Source organism: Zoogloea sp., assembly GCF_028689785.1.
In the GTDB taxonomy this organism is placed as follows: Bacteria; Pseudomonadota; Gammaproteobacteria; order Burkholderiales; family Rhodocyclaceae; genus Zoogloea.
Window position 1 is genome coordinate 90,634 of sequence record NZ_JAQVCN010000006.1, and the last position, 24,238, is coordinate 114,871.

The window sequence follows — 24,238 nt, forward strand, 5'->3', positions numbered from 1 at the left end:
GCAATCCGGCCTATCCGGCCGGCAGGGCCTCCAAGCTATAAAGTCGCGCTTGGCCGCCCGGGTGTGGGAAAATGGCCGGCCCAGGAAACACTATACGGCCTGACTGCCCGCCGTCGATCCGAGCGGACACTCAGCACCATGCTCATGAATCGCAGAAGATCACAGAAGAACCCGCCCCTGCGGCAGGGCGGGCCCGTCGCCCGCGCGCATGAGCGCCTTCAGGGTCAGCACCACACAACCGTTGCCGGAGAATCCTTGCCATGAGCGCACTCGCCCCCATCCAGGACATCATTGCCGACATCAAGGCGGGCCGGATGGTCATCCTCGTGGACGAGGAAGACCGGGAGAACGAAGGCGATATCGTCATCGCCGCCGAGTTCATCACCCCTGAAACCATCAATTTCATGGCCAAGCACGCCCGTGGCCTGATCTGCCTGACCCTGACCGAAGAGCGCTGCCGCCAGCTCGGCATCAACCACATGGCGCGGGACAACCGCAGCCAGTTCAGCACCGCCTTCACCGTCTCCATCGAAGCCGCCGAGGGCGTCACCACCGGCATCTCCGCAGCCGACCGGGCTCGCACCGTACAGGCGGCGGTCGCCCGTCATGCCAAGGCCAGCGACATCGTGCAGCCAGGCCACATCTTCCCGATCATGGCCAAGCCGGGCGGCGTGCTGATCCGCGCCGGCCACACCGAAGCGGGCTGCGACCTGGCCGGCATCGCCGGTCTCGAGCCCGCCTCGGTGATCTGCGAGATCATGAACGACGACGGCACCATGGCTCGCCTGCCCGAGCTCATCGAGTTCGCCCGGGAACACGATCTCAAGATCGGCGCTATCCGCGATCTGATCGAATACCGGGCCCGCACCGAAAAGCTGGTCGAGAAGGTCAGCGAGAAGAGCGTGGACACGCCCTACGGCCCCTTCCGCCTGTCAGCCTTCGAAGACAAGACCTCCGGCGAAGTGCACCTGGCCATGTCCTTCGGCGACATCCACCCCGAGGTGGACACCCTGGTGCGCGTCCACGAGCCGGTCTCGGTGCTCGACTTCCTCGACCCCACGAGCGGCCGCCACAGTTTTCCGGTGGATACCGCTCTCAAGCACATCGCCGAGCATGGTCACGGTGTCATCGTGCTCCTCTACCGCCCCCAGACCGGCCAGGATCTCCTGGCCCAGCTCTCCGGTGAAACCAGCACCAGCCGTCCCGCTCAGAAGTGGGATCCGCGCCTGTTCGGCATCGGCGCCCAGATCCTGTCCGGCCTCAATGTGGGCCGGATGAAGATCCTCGCCAGCCCGCGCAAGATCCCCAGCATGGCCGGCTTCGGCCTGACCGTCGTCGGCCACGTGGCCCCCGGCGCCTGAGCCCCACGCTCCGCCTCCATTACAGGACATCCCATGCCCCGCTACGAAAACATCCGCGAAATCGAACCTAACCTGGACGGCCGCGGCCTCCGCGTCGGTGTCGTCATGTGCCGCTTCAACCTCGACGTCTGCGAAGGCCTGCTGTCCTCGTGCACGACCGAGCTGCAACGCCTCGGCGTCGCCAGTGACGCAATCACCATCGCCACCGTCCCGGGTGCCCTCGAAGCCCCGCTGACCCTGCAGGCGATGGCCCGGAGCGGCCGTTTCGACGCTCTGGTGGCCCTCGGCGCGGTGATCCGCGGCGAGACTTACCACTTCGAACTGGTCTCCAACGAACAAGGCGCCGGCATCACCCGCGTCACCCTGGATACCGGCGTTCCCATCGCCAATGGCATTCTCACCACCGAAGACGACGACCAGGCCCTGGCCCGCATGCAGGTCAAGGGCGCCGACTGCGCCCAGGCCGCTGTCGAAATGGCCCGTCTCCTGAAAGCACTGGCATGAGCACACCCAACAAGTCCCCCCGCCGCCGCGCCCGCGAATTCGCCCTGCAGGGCGTATACCAGTGGCTGCTGAGCCAGGCCCAGCTCACCGCCATCGAAAGCCAGCTCGGTGAAGTCGGCGGTTTCGACAAGTGCGACCGTGATCTCTTCCTTGGCCTGCTGCGCGGCACCATCAGCAACGCCCCCGAGCTGCAGGTCGGCTTCGCGCCCTACATCGACCGCCAGCTCAACGAGCTGTCGCCCATTGAGCGCGGCATCCTGCTGATCTCCACCTTCGAGCTGATCCACCGCCCGGAAACCCCTTACCGGGTCATCATCAACGAGGCCATCGAGTTGGCCAAGGGCTACGGTGGCACCGACGGGCACAAGTTCGTCAATGGCGTGCTCGACAAGCTGGCTGCCCGCGTGCGCGCCGACGAAGTGGAGGCCAACGCCCAGCAACGCCGCGCCGCCCGCAACGGCAACCCGGGCTGAACCCGGCCCTGACGGCGCCCACGCCATCGCGATGCCCTCCGAATTCGCCCTGATCCGCCGTCATTTCACCCGCCCTGCCCGCCATACCGACCTGGCGGTGGGCGACGATGCGGCCCTGATCCGCGCCCGCCCAGGCATGCAGCTGGCCATCTCCACCGACATGCTGGTGGCCGGCACTCATTTCTTCGCCGACACCGGCCCGGAAGACCTGGGCTGGAAGACCCTGGCGGTCAACGTCTCCGACTTGGCCGCCATGGGGGCGGAGCCCCGCTGGGTAGTACTGGCCGCCAGCCTGCCGAGTGCTGATGAAAGCTGGATCGCCCCGTTCGCCAAAGGCTTCTTCGCCTGCTGCGAGGCTTTTGGCATCGACGCCATCGGCGGCGACACCACCCGCGGCCCGCTCAACCTGTGCCCGACCATCTTCGGCGAGCTGCCCCTCGGCCAGGCCATCACCCGCAGCGGCGGCCGGCCCGGTGATGATCTGTGGGTATCCGGAGCGCCGGGCCGTGCGGCCCTCGGCCTGGCCCATCTGAAAGCCGAGATCCAGCTTGCTCCCGCCTGGCGTGACCCATGCGTGGCGGCGCTGCAGCGGCCCCAGCCCCGCGTCGCCCTGGGCCTGGCCCTGCGCGGCCTGGCCACCGCCATGCTCGACGTCTCCGACGGTCTGCTGGGCGACCTGGACCACATCCTCGAACTGTCCGGCGTCGGCGCCGAGGTGGACGAAGCCGCCCTGCCCCTGGCCCCGCTGATCGAAGCCTGTGGCGATACAGACCGGGCCTTCCAGGCCTGCACTGCCGGCGGTGATGACTACGAGCTGCTCTTTGCTGCCCCTGCCGGGCGCCGCGACGATCTGGCCGCCCTGTCGGCCCGCCTCGATCTGCCCCTGCACCGCATCGGGCGCCTCACCGACACACCGGGCCGGCTGCAACTGCGCCGCGCCGACGGCCGGCTCGACAGTCTTGCCGTCCGCGGTTACGACCACTTCGGGCGTGACGCATGAAGCCGACCCTGCGCTTCCTCGTCTCCGATCCGGCCCACTTCATTGCCCTCGGCTTCGGCTCCGGCCTGATTCCGAAAGGCCCGGGCACCGCCGGCACCCTGCTGGGCTGGCTGCTCTTCCCCTTCGTCCATGCACCCCTGTCCGAACCCCTGTTTGGCGGGCTGCTGCTGGCCAGCTTCCTGTTCGGTATCCTGGCCTGCGAACGCACCGGACGAGCCCTCGGGGTGGCCGACCACGGCGGCATCGTGTGGGACGAGATCGTCGCTATCTGGCTGGTGCTGTGGCTCACCCCTCCCACCCTGGCCTGGCAGGCCACCGCCGTCGCCCTGTTCCGCTTCTTCGACATCGTCAAGCCGCCCCCCATCCGCTGGGTGGACGAACGCACCCGCGGCGGGCTGGGCGTAATGTTCGACGACCTGCTGGCCGCCGGCTACACCCTGCTGGTGCTGGCCTTGTTCGTGAGGTTTGCAAGCTGATGGATACCCGACTCGAAGCCCTGTCCCGCGCCGTCGGCGACCACCTCCAGTCCCGCGGCTGGCGGCTGGCCACGGCAGAATCCTGCACCGGCGGCTGGGTCGCCGAGGTGGTCACCGCCACGGCCGGCAGCTCGGCCTGGTTCGACTGCGGCTTCATCACCTACTCCAACGACGCCAAGTGCGCCCTGCTGGGCGTCTCCCCCATGACCCTGGCCCGCCACGGTGCGGTCAGCGAGCAGACCACCGCGGCCATGGTGCGGGGTACCCTGGAGCGTGCCGAGGCCGACCTCGCCCTGTCCATCTCGGGGGTCGCCGGCCCTACCGGCGGCTCTCCGGAGAAGCCCGTCGGCACCGTGTGCTTCGGCTGGGGGCGTGCCGGCGAGACACCAGGGACGGCAACCTGCCATTTCAGTGGCGACCGGGAATCCGTGCGTTACCAGGCCGTCGTCTTCGCCCTCGAAGAGCTCCTGCGCCGCTACGCCTGAACGGCCACAAGGGGGACACCTGCGATCGAGGTAGACGTTCGCAGAGAACTGTATAAAATATCAGTTATGCACAAGCATAGTCCGTACCTGCTGCAGCGCGTCCACCTGCACGCAAACTCTGTGCCATAATCCCCAAAACCCTTTACGCAAGGATCAGTCAAATGGATGACAACAAGGCCAAGGCCCTCGCAGCCGCGCTTTCCCAGATCGAAAAGCAGTTCGGCAAGGGCTCGATCATGCGTCTCGGCGACGGTGAGGTCGAAAGCGACATCCAGACCGTCTCCACGGGTTCACTGGGTCTCGACATCGCCCTCGGTATCGGCGGCCTGCCCCGTGGCCGTGTCGTCGAGATCTACGGCCCCGAATCCTCGGGCAAGACCACCCTCACCCTCCAGGTCGTCGCCGAAATGCAGAAGCTCGGCGGCACCGCGGCCTTCATCGACGCGGAGCACGCCCTCGACGTTACCTATGCCCAGAAGCTCGGCGTCAACATCGGTGACCTGCTGATCTCCCAGCCCGACACGGGCGAGCAGGCCCTTGAGATCGCCGACATGCTGGTACGCTCCGGTGGCGTGGATGTGGTCATCATCGACTCTGTAGCAGCCCTCACCCCCAAGGCTGAAATCGAAGGCGAGATGGGCGACCAGCTGCCCGGCCTGCAGGCCCGCCTGATGAGCCAGGCCCTGCGCAAGCTCACCGCCAACATCAAGCGCACCAACACCCTGGTCATCTTCATCAACCAGATCCGCATGAAGATCGGCGTGATGTTCGGCAGCCCCGAAACCACCACCGGCGGCAACGCCCTCAAGTTTTATGCATCCGTGCGCATGGACATCCGGCGCATCGGCACCATCAAGAAAAACGACGAGGTGATCGGCTCCGAGACCAAGGTCAAGGTCGTCAAGAACAAAGTCGCGCCGCCGTTCCGCGAGACCCTGTTCGACATCCTCTATGGCGAAGGCACGTCTCGCGAAGGCGAGATCATCGATCTGGGCGTCCAGCACAAGTTCGTGGACAAGTCGGGCGCCTGGTACGCCTACAACGGCGAGAAGATCGGTCAGGGCAAGGACAACGCCCGCGAGTTCCTGAAAGCCAATCCGCACATCGCCCGTGAGATCGAGAACAAGATCCGCGTGGCCTGCAACCTGCCCGAGATGGCCGTCATCGCACGCGCCCCCGTGGCAGCTGCCACCGAATAGGGCCCGGGCAATCCATGGCCGCCAGCCTGCACGAACGTGCCCTGCGTTGCCTGGCCCAGCGGGAGCACTCCCGCGTCGAGCTGGCACGCAAGCTGTGCGGCCTGGGCAGCGAAGACGAAGTCAATTCCGAGCTCGACCGTCTGGCCGAGCTCGGCCTGCTTTCCGACGCCCGCTTTGCGGACGCCTATGTAAGAGCCAAGGCCCGCCGCTTCGGTGCCTCTCGCCTGCGCCTGGAGCTGTCCCGGCGCGGAGTGGCAGCGGAACTGATTGGCGAGGCCATCGAGGACAACTGCGGCAACAGTGAGCAGGAACGTGCGCGGGAGGTGATCCGCCGCAAGTTCTCCAGCGCGCCGGCGGATCAGCAGGAATGGGCCCGCCAGGCGCGTTTCCTTCAAGGTCGTGGTTTTTCCACCGAAATAATACGTAAAGTCCTGAGAGAACACCCCGGCGATGAGCCTGCTTAAAGTCAGCAACCTGCGCAAGAAGTACAAGGCACGTACCGTTGTCCACGACGTCTCCTTCAACGTCGGCAGCGGCGAAGTCGTGGGGCTGCTTGGCCCCAACGGCGCAGGCAAGACCACCTGCTTCTACATGATCGTCGGCCTGGTGGCCGCCGACGGAGGCGAGATCACCCTCGATGATCAGGTGCTGACCCACCGCCCGATCCACCAGCGCGCCCGTCTCGGCCTGTCCTACCTACCCCAGGAGATGAGCGTGTTCCGCAAACTCACCGTGGCCGAGAACATCCAGGCCGTGCTGGAGTTGCAGCACCACGGCAAAGCCCAGATCGCCGCCCGCCTCGACGAGCTGCTCAACGAGCTGGGCATCGAACATCTCCGCGACAGCACGGCCATCTCCCTTTCGGGTGGCGAACGGCGCCGCTGCGAAATCGCCCGCGCCCTGGCCACCGACCCGCGACTGATCCTCCTCGACGAACCCTTTGCCGGCGTCGACCCGATCGCCGTGATCGACATCCAGAAGATCATCCGTTTTCTGAAGGACAAAGGTATCGGTGTGCTGATCACCGATCACAACGTCCGCGAAACCCTCGGCATTTGTGACCGCGCCTTCATCATCAACGCCGGCGAGGTGCTGGCCAGCGGCCGCCCCGACGAGATCGTCCACAATGAGCAGGTGCGTCAGGTCTACCTTGGCGAGCACTTCCGGCTCTGAGCACCGAGACGACTCATGAAGCCCAGCCTCCAGCTCAAACTCTCCCAGCACCTTGCGCTGACCCCGCAACTGCAGCAGTCCATCAAGCTGCTCCAGCTGTCCACCCTTGAGCTCAATCAGGAGATCGAGAAGATCCTTCTCGAAAACCCGATGCTCGAACGGGAGGAACCTGAAGGCGATCTGGGCTCCAGCCGCGTCGAGGCCCCCGGCCCGGTGGCACCGGCAGGCAGCGAGGCCGCCCACGAGCGAGATCAGGAGCAGTCCCGCGAGGCCGACCGGGAGCGCGAGCCAGACCAGGACTTCGACAATAGCGGCGAAGCCGGCGAATGGATGGCCGCGGGCAGCGGCAGTGGTCAGCGAGACGACGATGACGACGCCGACTTCCAGGAGTTCCAGGCCGCCGTCCCGTCCCTGCGCGACCACCTGGATGCCCAGATCGCCCTCACCCCCCTGTCCGACCGGGACAGGGCGCTGGTGCGCTTCCTGATCGAAGCCCTGGACGATGACGGCTACCTGAGCCAGGAGCTGGAAGACCTCCTGCCCCTGCTGCCCCCTGAACACGAAATCGAGATCGACGACCTCAACATCGCCCTGCGCCAGATCCAGAGCCTCGACCCGGCCGGTGTCGGAGCCCGGGACGTGGGCCAGTGCCTGGCCCTGCAGCTTCAAGCTCTGCCCCGCACCGACACTCGCCAGCTGGCCCTGGCCATTGTTGCCGAGCATCTGGAGCTGCTGGCGGCCCGGGACTTCCTCAAGCTCAAACGGGCTCTGCGCTGTAACGACGATGCCCTGCGGGAGGCCCACAACCTCATTCTGGGTCTGAATCCCCGCCCTGGTGCCCAGTTCTCCCAGGCGGATACCCGCTACGTTGTGCCGGATGTCGTGGTACGCAAGGTCCGCAGCACTTGGGTCGTCAATCTCAACCCCGACGCGATGCCGCGGCTACGCGTCAATCAGCTGTATGCCCAGATCCTGCGGGACAACCGGGGCGCCAGCGGCTCCCTGTCCAGTCACCTGCAGGAAGCCCGCTGGCTGATCAAAAACGTGCAGCAGCGTTTCGAGACTATCCAGCGTGTCTCACAAGCGATCGTTGACCGGCAGCGCCAGTTCTTCGATTATGGCGATGTGGCAATGCGCCCGCTTACCCTGCGGGAAATCGCCGAGCAGCTGGATCTACACGAATCCACCGTCTCGCGGGTGACCACCCAAAAGTACATGGCCACGCCGCGGGGCATTTTTGAGTTCAAGTATTTCTTCGGCAGTCACGTCGCCACCGACAGCGGTGGTGCTGCCTCCTCGACGGCGATTCGGGCGCTGATTCGCCAGCTCGTGGGGGCGGAAGACAAGAGGAAACCCTTGTCCGACGCAAAGATTGCCGAGTTGTTAGGCCAGCAGGGTATCGTGGTGGCGCGGCGGACGATTGCAAAGTACCGCGAGTCCCTCGACATCCCGCCGGTCAGTCTGCGCAAAACCATCTGACAGAAAGGTAGCAACCATGAACCTCAACATCACGGGGCATCACGTCGAAGTTACGCCGGCGATCCGCGAGTACGTCACCTCCAAGCTCGACCGCGTGATCCGTCACTTCGACAACGTCACCAGCGTCGGCGTGATCCTCTCGGTGGAAAAGCTGCGTCAGAAGGCCGAAGTCACCGTTCACGTACGCGGCAAGGACATCCATGTCGAAGCCGAGGATTCCGACATGTACGCCGCCATTGACGCCCTCACCGACAAGCTGGACCGCCAGGTTCTGAAGTACAAGGACAAGGTCTCCGACCACGGCCATGACTCTCTGAAGCACCACGTGGCCGAATCCTGATTCGTCCGCGCAAGTAATCCCGTTTTCCCCGGGACCGTTGTGGCTATAATGCGCCCCAGTTGACACAACGGCCCCGGCGGCTGAAGCCTCTGGATCCCCTGAATCGCCCTTCATCGGAAACCTGTGTCGGTTCTTGCCGCATGCAGGAGAGTCCACGCATGAATCTCATCGCGAAATTACTGCCGCCGGCCAACGTGGTCGTCGGACTCGAAGCGAGCAGCAAGAAGCGCGCTTTCGAGCAAGCGGGTCTGCTGTTCGAGAACAACCACGGAATAGGCCGAAGCACTGTCTTCGACAGCCTGTTTGCCCGGGAGAAGCTCGGCTCCACCGGTCTGGGGCAAGGCATCGCGATCCCCCACGGCCGCATCAAGGGCCTCAAGGATGCACTCGGCGCCTTCATCCGCCTCGCCGAACCAGTTCCCTTCGATGCCCCCGATGGCCGCCCGGTCTCCCTGCTGTTCGTGCTGCTGGTGCCCGAACAGGCCAACGAGCACCACCTGCAACTGCTCTCCGAACTGGCCCAGATGTTCAGTGACCGTGCTTTCCGCGAGCAACTCCTGAACGCCCCGGATGCACTGGCCGCCCATGCCCTCTTCGCCCAGTGGGGAAGCGATGCGCCAGACGACAGTAACGCGGCTGTTTGACGACAATCTCGAACGCCTGAGGCTGCGGCACATCTGCGGCAGTCTCTCCACCCGCATTTCGGTCTCCGAAGACCGCATCTGGCCGGCCGACATGGTCGGCCACCTGAACCTGATCCACCCTGACCGCCTGCAGATCCTTGGCGCATCCGAGATTGCCTGGGCCCGGCGTCAGACCCGCGAGAAGGTCATCCACCACGTCCGGGAGATCCTCTCCTACGCCCCCCCCGCCCTGATCGTCGCCGACGACGAGGACATCCCCAGCATCATCCGCACCCTGTGTGCCAATGAGGATGTGTCCCTGTTTGCCAGCCCCCTGCCGGCAGCCAATGTCATCGACCATCTGCGCAGCTACCTTTCGCGCAAACTGGCCGAGCGGGTCGCCCTGCATGGGGTGCTGATGGACGTACTGGGCCTGGGTGTGTTCATTACCGGCGACTCCGGTGCCGGCAAGTCCGAACTCGCCCTGGAACTGATCTCCCGCGGCCATGGCCTGGTGGCCGACGACATCGTAGAGTTTTCGCGCATCGCCCCGAATGTACTGGAAGGCCGCTGTCCGGAGCTGCTTCAGGATGTGATCGAGGTCCGCGGCCTGGGCATCCTCAACATCCGCACGATCTTCGGTGAAACCGCCTGTCGCCGGAAGATGAAGCTCAAGCTGGTGGTTCACCTGCAGCGCCGACAGCCCGGTCAGGAAGACCCCCTGCGTCTCAGCCACGATGCGGAGGAGCAGCTGATCCTGGGCATCCCCGTGCGGCGGGTGGTCCTTCCCGTTGCGGCAGGCCGCAACCTCGCCGTGCTGCTCGAAGCCGCCGTGCGCTCCACCATCCTGCTGCTGCGCGGCATCGACTCCACTCAAGAGTTTGTCGACCGCCAGCGCCGGGCGATGGAAGAGAACGGGATCTGAGACCCGCAGAGCTGCAAAAAACTGTGGCGCGAGCGGCATATTGGCACCGCGCTGCAGCCCCTCGTCAACGCCATCGCACATGCGCCGTTTATGATGGTGTCGCAGTTCCCGATAATCCTTCCTACGAGGAGTGGCCTGATGAAGAAAATGATCCTGAGCGTCGCCGTTTCCCTGTTCGCCGCCAGCCTGGCACCCGCCGCTCTCGCGGCCGGCGCCCAGCAGAACAAGATGAAGGAGTGCAATGCCTCCGCCGGTGAAAAGGAGTTGAAGGGCGATGAGCGCAAGGCATTCATGAAGGAATGCCTGTCCGCCAAGCCTGCCAAAACCACCCAGCAGGACAAGATGAAGACCTGCAACAAGGATGCTGGCGAAAAGGCGCTGAAGGGCGACGAACGCAAGAAATTCATGAGCGACTGTCTCAAGGCGAGCTGATTCGCCCTCCCCTACAGCACGAAGGGCCGCAAATTGCGGCCCTTCTGCATTTCAGCCGACGTCCAGCCCCGCTCAGTCGACGGCGAAGGCCACCGCGTCGGACATGTTCTCGGCCGGCGAAAAGCCGCAACCGATGTGCCCCTTCTCACCCAGGATGAATTCGTCACGCTTGATGCAATGCTCGGCGTTGCCCTCTTCGAGCAGGTAGGTGCCGTTGGTGCTGGAGTCGGCAAGATAGAACAGGCCGCTGCGCAGCTCGATGCGGGCATGCTGCCGGGACACCCGTGGATCGGCGACCACGATGTCGTTACCAGTTTCGCGCCCGAAAAGCAGAGTCGGATGTGCCGCATCGATGACCCAGCTCTCCCCGCGAAAGCTCACCCGCAACTGCTTGAGCGCCTGTGCCGCCTCCTGGCGCAACTCGGCCGGGGTCGGTGGGGGGAGATCGCCCAGTTCAAGGGTTGGAAACGGCGCCCCACTGCTCTCTTCCAGGCGGCTGAGCATGCGGCGCATGGAAGGCGACAGGACCTCGCTGAAGCTCTCGGACACCGAGATGGTGTCGGGGTTGTGGCTGGCGACCAGCCTGACAGCCATCACCTCGGCCTTTTCGTCGGCTTTTTCGGCCTCGGCTTCGAGGACCACCCCGGCCCGCAGGACGAGCTTGATGCCACTCATCGGTGGCAGCGCCCGCACCCGCTCGCGCATCTCCCGGGCGGCCAGCAAGGCCGAATCCGCCTCCGCAAAGCGCGCCACCAACCCGTCCGGGTGCAGTTCCAGGCCGCTGGCCGAGTAGGCCTCCGCGCATCGGGACATCCGGTTCAGGCAACGCTCGACCGCATAGCCGGCCTCGGCTTCGCCGAGTTTGACGGCAAGGCGTGCGCCGCCGGCCACATCGGCATACAGCAGGCACGCTGCGGAGGGACGCTCACTCATTCTCACAGACTCCGACGACGGAATTTGACGACTCGCCCGGTACGCTGCCGGTCTCACCGGAGAAAGCCCGGCACAGACCTGGCGCAAGGTACTCCGGCACTAGCTTCTCCACACTCCGATGGGAATCGCATCGGACTCGGGCTGGATCACGGGCATGTCGGGGCTATCGAAGACCACGTCCCCCTGCTCGACCTGGGTTTCGCAGGACACACCCTGGAAATCAAACAGCGCATTGTCGGCCAGATGGGACGGCACCACGTTTTTCAGGGCCGTGGCGATGGAGACGATCCGGCCCGGAAAACGCGTGTCCCAGTCACGAAGCATAGCCTTGATCTGCTTGCGCTGGGCATTCTCCTGACTACCGCACAAGTTGCACGGGATGATCGGATATTCCATACCCCGGGCGAAGCGCTCGATGTCCTTTTCGGAGCAATAGGCCAGCGGCCGGATCACCACATTCTGGCGATCGTCACTGACCAGCTTGGGGGGCATGGACTTCATCTTTCCACCGAAGAACATGTTGAGAAACAGGGTCTCGATCATGTCATCCCGGTGATGGCCGAGGGCAATCTTGGTGGCGCCGATGTCCTTGGCCGTGCGGTAGATGATGCCCCGGCGCAGCCGCGAGCACAGGGAGCAGGTGGTCTTGCCCTCGGGGATCTTGTCCTTGACGATCTTGTAGGTGTTCTCGGTGACGATGCGGTACTCGACCCCGATGGACTCGAAGTAGGCCGGCAGGACATGGTCGGGAAAGCCGGGCTGTTTCTGGTCCAGGTTCATGGCCACGATGCGGAAATCGATCGGCGCACGCTCACGCAGGGCCAGCAGGATGGACAGCAGGGTGAAGGAGTCCTTGCCCCCCGACACGCACACCATCACCACATCACCGTCGGCAATCATGCCGTAATCACCGATCGCCTCGCCGACCTTGCGCTCAAGGTGTTTCTTGAGGCGCAGGAAGGTGTTCGAGAAACGGGACTCTTTCTCCGGGGCGGGCTCGGCGGGTGAAAAAGCGGGGGCTGCCACTACGTGTTCCATGTCAATCCAGTTCAGATGATTATAGTCCGACCGAATATCCACACGGCCGGCCAGAAGTGTAAAACAAACTACAGGTGGGCACTGCGCCCCCCATCGACGGCGATGACCTGGCCGGTGATGTAGGGGGCGTCGAAGAGCAGGAAAGCCACCGTCCGGGCGATGTCCGACGGCGCGCCGGTCCGGCCCAGCAGGGTGTGGCGGACGATGGCCTCGCGCTCGGCCGGCGAAAACTGCCCGTCATCCGGCCACTCGATGGCCCCCGGCGCCACCCCATTGACGCGTACCCGCGGCGCCAGCTCGAGGGCCAGGGCGCGGGTCAGGCCGAGCAGGCCGGCCTTGGCCGCCGAATACAGGGGATAGCCCTTGAGCGGACGCTCGGCGTGGATGTCCACGATGTTGATGATGGCACCGCCGCTGGCCTTCAGATGGGGCGCCGCCGCCTGGGACAGGAACAGGGGCGCCTTGAGGTTGGAACCGATCAGGTCGGCCCAGGCCGCTTCGTCGATCTCGCCGACGGCGGTAGGGAAGAAGCTAGAGGCATTGTTCACCAGCCCGTCCAGGCGCCCGAAACGTTCCAGCACGGCGGACACCAATCCCGGCAGGCCTGCCGTGTCGAGCAGGTCGGCCTGCAGCACCAGCGCAGAATCGGGCCGCGCTGCGTTGAAGCCGGCTGCCAGCGCCTCCGCATTGGCCGAAGAACTGCGGTAATGCAGGGCCACCCGGGCGCCGGCAGCATGCAGGCGGCGAGCGATCTCCGCACCGACGCGGCGGGCGCCGCCGGTCACCAGCACGACGGGCGCGATGAAGTGAGTGTTCATGTGTTGCAAGAGGAAATCGACTGCGGGGATCGCCATGATACGGTGCCTCAGCCCTGCCGGGGCACCGGCCGGGGCGGGTAGAATGCCGCCTTTATCTACGGCGCCCTTCCCATGAGCCTTCCCCAGCCTTCCCCCGACGCCCTCGAGCAGAGCGGGCGCCTCCTGACCCGCCTGCGCGCGCTGATCGAAGCCGAGGGCGGCTGGATCTCCTTCGCCACTTACATGGCCGAAGCCCTTTACGCCCCCGGGCTGGGCTACTACAGCGGCGGCGCCCGCAAGTTCGGCGCGGGGGGAGACTTCATCACCGCCCCCGAGCTCACCCCCCTGTTCGGGCAGGCCCTGGCCACTCAGGTCCAGCAGATCATGGATCTCTCCGCCCCCCACGTGATCGAGGCCGGCGCCGGCACCGGCCTGCTGGCCGCCGACCTGCTGCTGGAGTTGGAGCATCGTGGCGCCCTGCCGGAAAGCTACGGCATCCTCGAAGTGTCCGCTGAGCTGCGCGAGCGCCAGTTCGACACCCTGGCCAGCAAGGCGCCGCACTTGGCCAGCCGGGTCAGCTGGCTGGACGGGTTGCCCGAGCGCTTCTCCGGCGCCATGGTGGCCAACGAAGTCCTGGATGTGATGCCGGTGCACCTGATCGCCTGGCGCCCGGACGGGATCTTCGAACGGGGCGTGGCCCTGGATGAGGAAGGCCGCTTTGCATGGGCAGACCAGCCGGCGACCGGCCGGGTTGCGGAGGCCGCCGAAGCCCTCGGGCTGCCGCTGCCGGACGAAGGCGAGTACGTCAGCGAGCTGAACCTGGCCGGGCGGGCATGGATCGGCGAATGGGCGGCCCGGCTGGAACAGGGCGCCCTGCTGCTGGTGGACTACGGCTACCCGCGGGCCGAGTACTATCTGGCCAGCCGCAGCACCGGCACACTGCTGTGCTACTTCCGGCACCACGCCCACGGCGACCCCTTCCTGTGGCCGGGGCTCAACGACATCACCGCCTTCGTGGACTTCACCGCGGCGGCCGAGGCCGGCTTCGAAGCCGGGCTGGATGTGCTCGGCTATGCCGACCAGGCCAACCTGCTCTTCAATTGCGGGATCCTGGAATGCCTGGCGCGGCGGGCGCCGGAGGAGAGCCCCGATTACATCCGTGCCGCCAAGGCCGTGCAACGCCTGACGGGGCCCCATGAGATGGGCGAGCTGTTCAAGGTGATCGCCCTGGGCAAGGGTATCGTGCAGCCCCTGATCGGCTTCCGACGCGGCGACCGGCTGCACACGCTGTAGGCGCACAGCGCCCCCGCATGACAAGGAAACGCCGGCTCAGAGGCCGGCGTTTCCTTGTCATGCGGACATCGGAAGGCTTATTCCTGGAAGCGATACACCGCGCTCAGGAAGGCATCCACGTCCGTGGGAACGAAGTGTCGCTCGGGAGACGACACCGGGATTTCCTGCAGGCCAAGGGCGAGCTCGGGGGGCAAAAGATTGGCGTTCAGCACTTCTTCGCTGTAGGCCAGGCCGGACTCACCATCCAGGTCCAGGGGGGTGCAGGCACCGCTTTCCATATCCATGCAGATCACCATTTCGGCCTCCGTTGCGGGGTGAAGGGAGCAATCCCCGCTGATTTTCTTAACGGCTGCAGCGTCCAAAGGTTGAAGGGACTCCGGCACGAGGCAGGGGGACAAGGGATTTTCCCCACCGATACATCGGCCGTGTGCATGGCTCTAGAATGGGCTGCCGGAACGCCCGTCGCAATGACGGAGTTCACAATCTGACGCCTTTTGACCCGGTGCTTACAAATCCTGACTTTTCAGCCAGGCGATGATCGGATCTGCCGCCACCCGCCAGTCGCTCTCCATCATCATGCCGTGCCCCAGCCCCGGCAGGATCTGCGCTTCGACGCCGTAACGGCGGGCGGTCATGCGCACCTGATCGGGCGGAATCAGCACATCGTGCTCGGCCCCGATGACCAGCATGGGCGGCAACTGCATGCGCGACACGAAGGGCAGGTCGAACAGGGACATATCCCAGATCGCGCGGTGGGATTCGGGTTGGCACAGGTGGTAGTAGCGCTGCAGGCGCTCCAGCTCCACCACCTCGTGGAACATGGCCTGGCGCAGGGTCTCCATCTGCGGCTGGCCGCCCCCCATGATGCGGTTCAGGTCACCCATCAGGTTGGGCTTGGAGAAGGCCAGCCCGAAGGCCGAGCCGAGCAGCCCCTGGGGCGGCACCGACGACATCAGCACCACGGCCGGCGCCGAACGCCTCTCGAGATACTTCTGCAGCACCATGCCACCCATCGAGTGGCCGATCAGCACCGGCGGCACCGGGAGCTTGTCCACCACCTCGGCCACATCGTCCACGTAGTCGGCGATGGAAAAGCTGTCCAGATAGGCACGCCCGCGGCTGCTGCCATGCCCCGACAGGGACAAGGCGTAGGCGCTGTAGCCCTGCGCAGCAAAATGGCGCAGGAAGAACTCGTCCCAGCACCAGGCGCCCGTGTAGGCACCATGCACGAAGAGCAGCGGAGTCTCCCGCGCCTCGCCTTCAGGGCTGCGGCACAGGACCTCAAGATCACCGAAACGGGAGCGGTTCATGCAGGAAAGCCCCGCGGACAGGCGTGCAGGGGCACGGGAAAGAGGGTCAGGGTCATGAGCTGTTCTGGATTGCTATTGTTGTGAGGACACAACTTACAGCACCCCATCCAAGTGGGAAAGCAGAAAACCTGCCCGCCCACCCCGATCCGCGGTTAAATCGCGCTTTCGACGCAGACGGGTCAAGGGCAATGCTCAAGTGGTTGCTGGCAATCGTGATACTGGCGGTGGTGTCGGGCCTGGGCTCCGGCCTGGCGCTGCGACGCTGGCGCATCGGCCACCTTCCGGGTGACCTGCACTTCGACCTGTTCGGCCGCCACATCCACATTCCGCTCACCAGCACGCTGCTCATGTCGCTGCTGGTCTTCCTGCTGATCCGCTGGCTGTAGCCGGGGTTCAGTCCAGGGGCGCACGCACCGCAAAGATCACGCTGTCGAGGATCTGCCCCTCGGCCGACATCAGCTCCAGCACATGCCGGCCAGCCACCGGACGCCAGGCCAGACGCAGGCCGTTGCTGCCGCTCAGCTTCTCACCATTGAGCCGCCACCATGCCCCCGGCGGTGCATGGCTGGCATCGAGGCTCACCCGGAAGGCGGGGTCGTCGGCCAGGGCCATCGCATCCACCAGGAGGCCGTTGGCCGGGTAGGCGATGCGCGGCAGGCTGCGCGGCAGCCCGACCCGCTCCAGCTCGGTGCCACGGATGAACCACTCCCGGCGCGGGCTTTCGATGGGCGGCTCGAACACCACCAGCGCCGACACCACCCCCGGTGGCGGCACCAGGCGATGGGCCACCTGCTGCCGATGCAACCCGCGCAGGACGTCCTGCCAGGCCTGACCGGCCAGCGCCGGAGTGCCCCGCCCGCCCGATGCCCACAACACCACCGTGAAACGGTCCGAATAGCCCGCCCCCAGCGCCTCCCGCCCGTCCATCGCGTACTGGCGATGGACCACCGGCAGGCTGCCCCCCTCGAGCTCGGTATCCACCAGGATCTCGCTGACGATGAAGGCCGCCTCGGCCCGCAGGATCCGGCGCGGCTGACGCTCCGGCGCCGCCAGCAGGCGCGGCGCCAGCCACTGCCCCCCGGCGGGCAGGGCCCGGTACAGGCCGGCCAGCTGGAGCAGGCCGAGCTCCGGCTGCATGCCCCGGGGCCAGTCCACTTCAACCTGACGCAGGCGTTCGGCGAGCCCCTCGCCCACCATGCGGGCAACCGCCTGGGCCGGATCTGCCATGCCGCTGGCCAGGGCCTGGCGCACGCTGACCCAGGTGTGATCCTCGGGCACGGTGGGGGCGTGATTGGACAGCGGCTCCTCGATCAGGCTCGCCGCGGTGAGCAGGCGGCGCTCGAGGGCAAAACCGTAAACAAGGGGCTGCAGCAGGGTGCCCATGCCCCGCGACACCGGGACCTGGTCCGGCTGGGCCGCGTCGCCGCTCCCCACGTAGGCCAGGATGTCGCCCGTGGCATTGTCCAGCCCGACCCCGGCACCCTCCACCAGACCGGGGCGCCGCAATCCGCCCAGCAGAACGCGCTGGGCTTCCGGGTCAAGGGTGCTGATCAGCCGCTCACCGGGGTGCTGCAGCAGCTGGCGCGCCACGTGGGGCGCCAGATCCCAGCGCGGGGCGGTGTTCTGGCGGTCGAGGCTGGCATTGATCAGGCGCTGGGCCGGGGTGCAGGCGCCCGGCGCATTGATGCGCTCCGCCAGCACGCAGGCCCGGTGGGCCACCACCTCGGCACGGGCATTGGGGCCCCTCAGCAGCACCGCCAGCACCAGGGCCTCCGGCCGGCCCAGGGCCTCCGGCCCTTTACCGAAGAATGCCCGGGACGCCGCATGGACACCCTGCAGATCGCCCCGGAAGGGCGCCAGATTAAGATAGGCTTCGAGGATCTGCTCCTTGGTCCAGCGGGCCTCCAGCGCCTGGGCTGCCAGGGCCTGGTCCCACTTCTGGCCCAGGGAGCGCCGCGGCGCGCCATTGCGCCCGAGGGCCAGTTCAGGGTCGAGCAGCCCGGCGACCTGCATGGACAGGGTAGACGCTCCACGCTTGCGGTCGTACCACAGGTTGTGCCACAGGGAGCCGGCGAAGGCCCGCCAGTCCACCCCCGAGTGTTCGAAGAAGCGCTTGTCCTCGGCTGCCAGCAGGGCCTCCTTGAGCGCGGGCGAGAGGCTGTTGAGGCTGACCCATTCAAGCCGCCGCACCCCCATGTCGAGGCGCCGCTCGGCCAGGGGCGTGCCGTCCCGGGCGAGCAGCACTGCCACCGACGGTCGCGCCCCGGCCCGGACTTCGGCAAAGCCGGGGATAGGCTGCACCGCCTGAGCCGGCAATGCGGCAAGAAGCAGCAGGGCCGGCAGCGCAAGACGCCAGATCAAGGGATTAAGGGCAGAAAAAGGGCGGGACGGGTGCATGAGTGGCGGGCATTGTATGCCCCATCCCCCCTGGCCGGACGCGGGATTACTGACGCTCCCCAAGGGGAAAAGTGTCAATCTTCGTATCTTTCCCCGCCGCTGTAACGTCGAGTGCCTTGACCGCCACCACGCGGGCCTGGTGGACCTCTGCCGGTATACGCGATTTGTCGTCAAGCAGCCGGGCGATGGATCCTGCATCCACCCCACGCACGGCGTCCAGAGCCGCCAGAAGACGTGCCTGCTGTGGATAGGGCCGCCCACCCGCGGGCTCACCACGCCCCCTGTGATCGCAGGCACAGGCCGCCAGCATGGCCTCGAAGCGCTCCGGCCGACGCAGGCCATCGCAGCGCTCGATGAGTTTCACCACGGTTTCCGGGCGCAACTGCAGGGCCTGATGGACGATGCCGTGTTCGCGAGCCGTCATCACGGCCAGGTCGCGGCAGTCGGCCGGACATTTGAGGCGGTCGCACACCTGGCGCGCCAGGGTCTCGCTGGCCGCCTCGTGGCCGTAGTGATGGGGCAGGATGTGCGCCGGGGTCAGGCCCTTGCCCAGGTCGTGGAGCAGGCAGGCCAGGCGCACGGCCAGGGGCTGACCGGAAGCAGCGGCCGCATCAATGACGAGTAGTTGGTGCACACCCGTGTCGACCTCGGGGTGATAGCGGGCCGGCTGGGGAACCCCGAACAGGCAGTCCAGCTCGGGCAGGATGCGGGCCAGGGCGCCGCAGTCCCGCAACACTTCAATCATGCGCGACGGCCGGGTTTCCATCAGGCCACGGGCCAGCTCCTGCCACACCCGCTCCGGTACCAGGGCGTCCACCTCGCCGGCAGCCACCATGGCCTGCATCAGTTGCAGGGTTTCCGGCGCCACGCGAAAGTCGGCGAAGCGGGCGGCGAAGCGCGCCAGGCGCAGAATGCGCACCGGGTCTTCGGCAAAAGCCGGGCTGACATGGCGGAAGACCCGCGCCTGCAGGTCAGCCTGGCCGCCGTAGGGGTCGACAAGCACGCCGTCGTCGCCCCGGGCGATGGCGTTGATGGTGAGATCACGCCGGGCCAGGTCCTCTTCGAGGGTTACCGTCGCATCGGTGTGGAAGACGAAGCCGGCATAGCCCGGTGCCGTCTTGCGCTCAGTGCGGGCCAGGGCATGCTCCTCGTGGGTGCGGGGGTGGAGGAAGACCGGGAAATCCTTGCCGACCGGGCGATAGCCCTCGGCCAGCAGGGTTTCTGGGGTGGCACCGACCACGACCCAGTCCCGGTCCTTGACCGGAAGCCCAAGGAGCTCGTCGCGAATGGCGCCGCCAACGCAGTAGATCTTCATGGACGGTGCAACTGGAAGCTGGCAAAGCGGCTACGCTTGTTGGCCTTGCCGAGGTAGGTGGGCGCGATCGCCTCCAGGGCGGTGGGCGCCCGCCCCCAGGGCTGGGGTGGACCCGCGGTGACGTTGGGGGCGCGCATGGAGCGCACGTTGTCACGGCTCATCAGCGGGCCGGGGAGCATTTCCAGCAGGCCCGCCTGGAGCATGGCCAGCCCTTCGGGCAGGGGAATGACGGGCTGCGGGTAGCCGGTCAGATCCCCGACATACTCCACCAGCTCTTGCAGGGAATACTGGGTGGGCCCCGCCATGTCGAAGGTCTGGCCCGCCGCATCGCTGCGCTGCAGGGCTTCGGCCACCACGTCAGCCACATCTTGCACGTACACCGGCTGGAAGCGGGCGTCGGCACCGCCGAGGGGCAGCACCGGGAAACGCCTGAGCAGGCCGGCAAACAGGTTGAGGAAGCTGTCACCAGGCCCGAAAATCACCGAGGGGCGCAGGATGGTCCAGGCGACATCCGGCGCGGCAGCACGGATTGCGGCCTCGCCATCGGCCTTGGAGCGCTGGTACTCGGAGGGCCCGTCGGCACTGGCGCCCAGGGCGCTCACATGCACGATGCGCGACACGCCTGCTTGGCGGGCGGCGGTGACCAGACGCTTCGGGAGCTCCACATGGGCACGGGCAAAATCCGGCCCGTAGGGCGTACCGGTACGCGAATGGAGCACGCCGACAAGGCTCACTACCGCATCCATGCCGGCCATCAGCCCCGCCAGGGTGGGCGGGTCGAAGACGTCGGCCTCGACCACCTCCGCGGTGGGCAGAGGCAGCAGGTGGCGGGCACGCTCGCGGCGGCGCGTGGGAATAACAAGACGGAAGCCGGTGCCCGTCAGGCGCTCGGCCACGGCGGCACCGACGAAGCCGCTGCCACCGACGACCAGCACGTTACGGATTGGGGTCATGACTGTCTCCACGAAAGCTGCATGCTGACAGATCGAAACCGGGGCAAAGAATTCCCCAGCTGACTGTGCTTATTCGAGCCCCGCCCCCGGTGCCGGGCTACCCATGCCGCCAGCGCCGACGTCCCTGACGTCGCCGTTGCTGGCCGCAATGGTACCCAACCGACTCTTCAGGGAGGGGGAGCGCCCGTCCAGCAGGAGAGCATAGACGACGGAATTGGCCATCACCTTCTTGACATAGTCACGGGTCTCGCCGAAGGGGATGGTTTCAGCGTAGATGGCGCCCTCCAGGGGCTTCACATCCTTCCAGCGCTTGGCCCGGCCGGGGCCGGCGTTGTAGGCGGCTGAGGCCAGCACCGGGTGGTTGTCGAGGCCTTCGAGGACCATCCGCATGTAGGTGGTGCCGAACATCACGTTGGTGTCCGGGTCGCGCAACCAGCCCACGTTGTAGCCCTTCATGCCGAGCTTGCCGGCAATCCACTGCCCGGTGGTCGGCATGATCTGCATCAGGCCCTGGGCGCCGACGCCCGAGCGGGCCGAGGTGACGAACCGGCTCTCCTGGCGCATCAGGCCGTACACCCAGCCGGTGTCCAGATCCCGGCTGCGGGCGTTGGGCTCGATGCGTTCGCGGTAGGGGGCGAGGTAGCGCAGGCTGTAGTCGTGCTCGCTGCGGGTCCGGTCGGCGGCGTTGATGGCCCGGTCGTAGATACCAAGCTGCTGGGCCAGTTGGGCGGCGGCGAGGAGGAAGCGATCGTCCCGATTGCGCAGAGTCCAGTTCCATTCCCGCGTGCCTTCGGTGCGCATGTCGAGGCGGAACAGCGCCAAGGCGCGCTGCACGCCCGGGGTCTGGCGCACCCGCTCGGCTTCCTCGTCACTGGTGGCACGGGCCTTGTCGGGCAGCCTGAAGCTGCGGCCGAGCTCTTCATCGGCAAGAATGCTGTAGAAGGTGGGGTGCCCGGCCAGGCGCTCGAAGGCCTGGCGCGCGGCCTCCTTGTTGCCGAGCGCCTGCTGGGCACGCCCGAGCCAGTAGGTCCAGTCGGGCAGATCGCGCTGAGCCGCGGACATGGCTTCAACGGCAGCTTTCACTGCCCGCCAGTCGCCGGCACGCAGCGCGGCGCGCACGCGCCAGGCTGCCTGCTCTTCGGACATGGGCGTGTCACCGGCCGCCTTGTACCAGGCATGGGCCTGGGGGAGCAGCTTGGTGGCGGCCTGCCAGGCGATCTGGCCGAGGGCATAGCCCCGCTCGGCCGCGCTGAAGCGCTCGTCGAGCCGGGAATAGCGCATGTAGGCGCCCATCGGGTCATCGCGGGACAGACGGGCCAAGGCGATCAAGGCCAGCTCGCGCCCCTGCCGGCTGGCGGCAAAGTTGACGGGCTGACGGTCGAGCCAGGTGGACGGGTTGGTGCTGGCCTTGTCCAGATCGGAGGAGCCCGGCGCCTGCTCGGCCGGCAGCCAGCTGGCCACCGCCCGGGCGCCCGTGATCCGCTTGGCCTCCATCAGGCGGCGGATGCGCAGCCACAGGTCATCCGGCGCCACCAATGCCTCACGGGCCAGGGTCTGGAGCAGCGGGACACAACTTTCCGGCGTGTCCACCAGGGTGAACCACAGGGGACGCACCTCACCCAGCACACTGCCATCACCGTTCTGCAGGCGGGCCTGGTAGTGATAGCAGCGCAGCTCCTGGTCCGGCTGCTCCTGGTTGGGATATTCGGCCACGAAACTGCCCCACTCGCCGCGCTTGCCCAGGCTGCGCAGCCATTCGCCGCGCAGCTTTTCGGCCAGCCAGCTACCGCTGTTGCGCTCGATGAAATCCTGTATGCGGCTGGAATCGAAATCAGCGGGCGGGCGGGCAACCAGGTTGGACAGAGCCCAGTATTCGGGGTAGGAATCAAGCACGTGACCGGTGGCCGGCGCATTGAGGGCCAGGCGGCTGCGATCAGCACTACGCGCTGCGTCCCGAGCCAGCAGGATGCGCTCGTCCCCCGGGTCGCCGCCGGCTGGCAGGGCCATCCATAAAACTGCCGCCAATACGGCCCACGCGCTATTCTTCATTGATTTTTGCCCCGCCAAAATGCCGCCGGAGAATAGCACAATGGACACCCCTACCCTCCCCGCCGGGAGCGATATTGCTGCACTGCGAAGACGCCTGCGCCAGGCTGCCATCGCCGCGCGGGAAGCACTGCCCGCAGAGGCGCGCGCAGAACGCTCGGGGCGCATCGAAGACCACCTGGAGAGCCTGCTGAAAACACTGACCCCCCGGACCCTGGCCTTCTGCTGGCCATGGCGCGGAGAGGTGGACCTGGTGGCCTGGGTAGAGCGCTGGCTGGCGGCCGACTCCCTGCGCCAGGCCGCCCTGCCGGAGGTCACGGCGCCAGAGCAGCCGATGGGCTTCCGGCGCTGGCAACCGGGCGACACCATGGAAACGGATCATCACGGCATTCCGGTGCCGGCACACGGGGAACGGGTGGAACCGGACGTGATCTTGGTGCCCCTCAACGCCTTTGACACGGCGGGCTACCGGCTGGGCTACGGCGGCGGCTACTTCGACCGCACCCTGGCTGCCCTCGACCCGGCGCCCCTGTGCATTGGCGTGGCCTTCGAACTGGCCCGCACTGAAACCACCCACCCCCAGCCCCACGACCAGCCCATGGACTGGATCGTCACCGAGGCCGGCAGCTTCCGCGCCAGGCCAGACCTCAGCGACTGACCGGACGCACCCCTTGCAGGGGGCTGCCGAGAATGGCCGCCCGGATCACATCGATGGCCCCGCTGCGCGGATAGGTCACCCGCCAGGCCAGGGCAATGCGCCGGAAAGGCTCCGGCGCCTCGAAGGGGCGCACGGTGAGGAGAGAATTGCCACCGGGCAGGGGGTCGGCAGCAGAACTGGGCAACACGGTGATGCCGGCACCAGTGGCTACCATGTGGCGGATGGTTTCCAGGGAACTCCCCTCCAGGGTGCGCTGCAGCCCCTCACCGCCTCGGCACAGGGGGCACACCTCAAGCACCTGGTCGCGGAAGCAGTTGCCGGCGCCAAGCAGCAGCAGGGGCGCCTCGGCCAGGCGCGCGGCGGGAATCGTCGCATCGTCCTCCCAGGCATGGCCGGCGGGCATCAGCACCCGGAAGGGTTCGTCATATACCGCCTGGGTGACGATGCCGGGCTCTTCGAAGGGCAAGGCCACCACGATCACATCCAGGTCACCGCGCTTCAGGGACTCGGCCAGGCGGGCGGTGTAGTTTTCCTGGATCAGCAGGGGCATCGACGGCGCCGCGGCATGGACTCGGGGAATCAGGTGCGGCAGCAGGTAGGGGCCAATGGTATAGATCACGCCGAGCTTTAGCGGGCCGGACAGAGGATCGCGCCCCGCGGTCGCCAGCTCCTTGATCTGCCCGGCTTCGAGCAGCACTTTTTCGGCCTGGGCGACGATGCGCGCACCGATGTCGGTGATCTTCACGTCGGCCGCACTGCGTTCGAACAGAGTGACCGCCAGCTCGTCCTCAAGTTTCTTGATGGCCACCGAGAGCGTCGGCTGGCTGACATTGCAACGCTCCGCCGCATGGCCAAAGTGACGCTCACGGGCCAGCGCAACGAGATAGCGAAGATCGGTAAGCGTCATCAGGCAGCCCCAGTTAGCAATAGTGATTAACTATACATCTTCATCGCCCCAAGGGCCCACCCGGGCAGGCCGTCGTCACGGGGGCTTGCACTCCGCCAAAGCACCCCCATTTTGTAAGCAC

At 66.5% G+C, this 24,238-nt stretch carries 27 protein-coding genes; 17 read left to right on the forward strand and 10 right to left on the reverse strand.

The window, feature by feature from the left end; genetic code table 11:
- Positions 1–260: 260 nt before the first annotated feature.
- The 14 genes from ribBA (at position 261) to PHI64_RS05085 (ending at position 10,470) form a co-directional block, all read left to right on the forward strand.
- Positions 261–1,361 carry a bifunctional 3,4-dihydroxy-2-butanone-4-phosphate synthase/GTP cyclohydrolase II gene (gene ribBA / locus PHI64_RS05020; RefSeq protein ID WP_299879525.1) on the forward strand — a complete coding sequence of 367 codons (1,101 nt, stop codon included), beginning with the start codon at positions 261–263 and terminating at the stop codon, positions 1,359–1,361.
- A 33-nt stretch (positions 1,362–1,394) separates the two neighbouring features.
- Positions 1,395–1,865: a 6,7-dimethyl-8-ribityllumazine synthase gene (ribH, locus tag PHI64_RS05025; protein WP_299879527.1), complete on the forward strand. Its 471-nt coding sequence runs from the start codon at positions 1,395–1,397 to the stop codon at positions 1,863–1,865.
- Positions 1,862–2,338: a transcription antitermination factor NusB gene (nusB, locus tag PHI64_RS05030; protein WP_296570542.1), complete on the forward strand. Its 477-nt coding sequence runs from the start codon at positions 1,862–1,864 to the stop codon at positions 2,336–2,338. Before ribH ends, nusB begins: the two co-directional genes overlap by 4 nt.
- A gap of 31 nt (positions 2,339–2,369) precedes the next feature.
- Complete coding sequence (thiL, locus tag PHI64_RS05035; RefSeq protein WP_299879531.1) at positions 2,370–3,338, forward strand: thiamine-phosphate kinase; 969 nt, start codon at positions 2,370–2,372, stop codon at positions 3,336–3,338.
- Positions 3,335–3,814: a phosphatidylglycerophosphatase A gene (locus tag PHI64_RS05040; RefSeq protein ID WP_299879533.1), complete on the forward strand. Its 480-nt coding sequence runs from the start codon at positions 3,335–3,337 to the stop codon at positions 3,812–3,814. Before thiL ends, PHI64_RS05040 begins: the two co-directional genes overlap by 4 nt.
- A complete protein-coding gene (locus PHI64_RS05045) occupies positions 3,814–4,299 on the forward strand; it encodes a CinA family protein (RefSeq protein WP_299879535.1) in 486 nt (161 codons plus the stop codon). The genes PHI64_RS05040 and PHI64_RS05045 overlap by 1 nt, the downstream gene beginning before the upstream one ends.
- A 161-nt stretch (positions 4,300–4,460) precedes the next feature.
- Positions 4,461–5,498, forward strand: a complete 1,038-nt coding sequence (gene recA / locus PHI64_RS05050; RefSeq protein ID WP_299879537.1) for a recombinase RecA — start codon at positions 4,461–4,463, stop codon at positions 5,496–5,498.
- A gap of 14 nt (positions 5,499–5,512) precedes the next feature.
- A complete protein-coding gene (gene recX, locus PHI64_RS05055) occupies positions 5,513–5,962 on the forward strand; it encodes a recombination regulator RecX (protein ID WP_299879539.1) in 450 nt (149 codons plus the stop codon).
- Entirely contained in the window at positions 5,949–6,671 is a 723-nt protein-coding gene (gene lptB, locus PHI64_RS05060; protein WP_296570515.1) for an LPS export ABC transporter ATP-binding protein, read from the forward strand. The genes recX and lptB overlap by 14 nt, the downstream gene beginning before the upstream one ends.
- Before the next feature lie 15 nt (positions 6,672–6,686).
- Positions 6,687–8,150 carry an RNA polymerase factor sigma-54 gene (locus PHI64_RS05065; RefSeq protein ID WP_299879542.1) on the forward strand — a complete coding sequence of 488 codons (1,464 nt, stop codon included), beginning with the start codon at positions 6,687–6,689 and terminating at the stop codon, positions 8,148–8,150.
- 16 nt (positions 8,151–8,166) lie between these two features.
- Entirely contained in the window at positions 8,167–8,490 is a 324-nt protein-coding gene (gene raiA, locus PHI64_RS05070) for a ribosome-associated translation inhibitor RaiA (RefSeq protein WP_296570510.1), read from the forward strand.
- A gap of 158 nt (positions 8,491–8,648) precedes the next feature.
- Positions 8,649–9,134, forward strand: a complete 486-nt coding sequence (ptsN, locus tag PHI64_RS05075; RefSeq protein ID WP_299879544.1) for a PTS IIA-like nitrogen regulatory protein PtsN — start codon at positions 8,649–8,651, stop codon at positions 9,132–9,134.
- Positions 9,103–10,038, forward strand: coding sequence for an HPr(Ser) kinase/phosphatase (hprK, locus tag PHI64_RS05080; protein ID WP_299879546.1), 936 nt, complete (start codon positions 9,103–9,105; stop codon positions 10,036–10,038). The genes ptsN and hprK overlap by 32 nt, the downstream gene beginning before the upstream one ends.
- A 138-nt stretch (positions 10,039–10,176) precedes the next feature.
- Positions 10,177–10,470 carry a PsiF family protein gene (locus PHI64_RS05085; RefSeq protein ID WP_299879548.1) on the forward strand — a complete coding sequence of 98 codons (294 nt, stop codon included), beginning with the start codon at positions 10,177–10,179 and terminating at the stop codon, positions 10,468–10,470.
- A gap of 72 nt (positions 10,471–10,542) precedes the next feature.
- Here PHI64_RS05085 and PHI64_RS05090 read toward each other — a convergent pair whose 3' ends face one another.
- The 3 genes from PHI64_RS05090 to PHI64_RS05100 form a co-directional block, all read right to left on the reverse strand.
- Complete coding sequence (locus PHI64_RS05090) at positions 10,543–11,403, reverse strand: FHA domain-containing protein (protein WP_299879550.1); 861 nt, start codon at positions 11,401–11,403, stop codon at positions 10,543–10,545.
- Positions 11,404–11,502: 99 nt separating this feature from the next.
- A complete protein-coding gene (gene ttcA / locus PHI64_RS05095) occupies positions 11,503–12,441 on the reverse strand; it encodes a tRNA 2-thiocytidine(32) synthetase TtcA (protein WP_299879552.1) in 939 nt (312 codons plus the stop codon).
- A gap of 68 nt (positions 12,442–12,509) precedes the next feature.
- Positions 12,510–13,259 carry a pteridine reductase gene (locus PHI64_RS05100; protein ID WP_299879728.1) on the reverse strand — a complete coding sequence of 250 codons (750 nt, stop codon included), beginning with the start codon at positions 13,257–13,259 and terminating at the stop codon, positions 12,510–12,512.
- A 111-nt stretch (positions 13,260–13,370) separates the two neighbouring features.
- Between PHI64_RS05100 and PHI64_RS05105 the strand changes: the two genes are divergently transcribed.
- Entirely contained in the window at positions 13,371–14,531 is a 1,161-nt protein-coding gene (locus PHI64_RS05105) for an SAM-dependent methyltransferase (RefSeq protein ID WP_299879554.1), read from the forward strand.
- Positions 14,532–14,608: 77 nt separating this feature from the next.
- On the opposite strand, the gene PHI64_RS05110 is transcribed toward PHI64_RS05105, so the two are convergent.
- Together PHI64_RS05110 and PHI64_RS05115 are read right to left on the reverse strand one after the other, a co-directional pair.
- Entirely contained in the window at positions 14,609–14,827 is a 219-nt protein-coding gene (locus PHI64_RS05110) for a hypothetical protein (protein WP_299879556.1), read from the reverse strand.
- 210 nt (positions 14,828–15,037) lie between these two features.
- Positions 15,038–15,841, reverse strand: coding sequence for an alpha/beta fold hydrolase (locus PHI64_RS05115; RefSeq protein WP_299879558.1), 804 nt, complete (start codon positions 15,839–15,841; stop codon positions 15,038–15,040).
- 188 nt (positions 15,842–16,029) lie between these two features.
- Between PHI64_RS05115 and PHI64_RS05120 the strand changes: the two genes are divergently transcribed.
- Positions 16,030–16,227 (forward strand): DUF2905 family protein, encoded by a 198-nt coding sequence (locus PHI64_RS05120; RefSeq protein ID WP_296570482.1) that lies wholly within the window; start codon positions 16,030–16,032, stop codon positions 16,225–16,227.
- Positions 16,228–16,234: 7 nt separating this feature from the next.
- Here PHI64_RS05120 and PHI64_RS05125 read toward each other — a convergent pair whose 3' ends face one another.
- The 4 genes from PHI64_RS05125 to PHI64_RS05140 all read right to left on the reverse strand — a co-directional run bounded on the left by PHI64_RS05125 (position 16,235) and on the right by PHI64_RS05140 (position 22,513).
- Positions 16,235–18,238, reverse strand: a complete 2,004-nt coding sequence (locus tag PHI64_RS05125) for a transglycosylase domain-containing protein (RefSeq protein WP_299879561.1) — start codon at positions 18,236–18,238, stop codon at positions 16,235–16,237.
- A gap of 46 nt (positions 18,239–18,284) precedes the next feature.
- Complete coding sequence (locus PHI64_RS05130; protein ID WP_299879563.1) at positions 18,285–19,553, reverse strand: multifunctional CCA addition/repair protein; 1,269 nt, start codon at positions 19,551–19,553, stop codon at positions 18,285–18,287.
- Positions 19,550–20,506, reverse strand: a complete 957-nt coding sequence (locus tag PHI64_RS05135; protein WP_299879565.1) for a complex I NDUFA9 subunit family protein — start codon at positions 20,504–20,506, stop codon at positions 19,550–19,552. The genes PHI64_RS05130 and PHI64_RS05135 overlap by 4 nt, the downstream gene beginning before the upstream one ends.
- 69 nt (positions 20,507–20,575) lie before the next feature.
- Positions 20,576–22,513: a lytic transglycosylase domain-containing protein gene (locus PHI64_RS05140; RefSeq protein WP_299879568.1), complete on the reverse strand. Its 1,938-nt coding sequence runs from the start codon at positions 22,511–22,513 to the stop codon at positions 20,576–20,578.
- An 82-nt stretch (positions 22,514–22,595) separates the two neighbouring features.
- Between PHI64_RS05140 and PHI64_RS05145 the strand changes: the two genes are divergently transcribed.
- On the forward strand, positions 22,596–23,210 hold the full coding sequence (locus PHI64_RS05145; protein ID WP_299879571.1) for a 5-formyltetrahydrofolate cyclo-ligase: 615 nt from the start codon (positions 22,596–22,598) through the stop codon (positions 23,208–23,210).
- On the opposite strand, the gene PHI64_RS05150 is transcribed toward PHI64_RS05145, so the two are convergent.
- The gene (locus tag PHI64_RS05150; protein WP_299879574.1) at positions 23,200–24,117 is read right to left on the reverse strand and encodes a hydrogen peroxide-inducible genes activator; all 918 of its coding nucleotides are present in this window, start codon (positions 24,115–24,117) and stop codon (positions 23,200–23,202) included. The genes PHI64_RS05145 and PHI64_RS05150 overlap by 11 nt on opposite strands.
- Positions 24,118–24,238 lie beyond the last annotated feature (121 nt).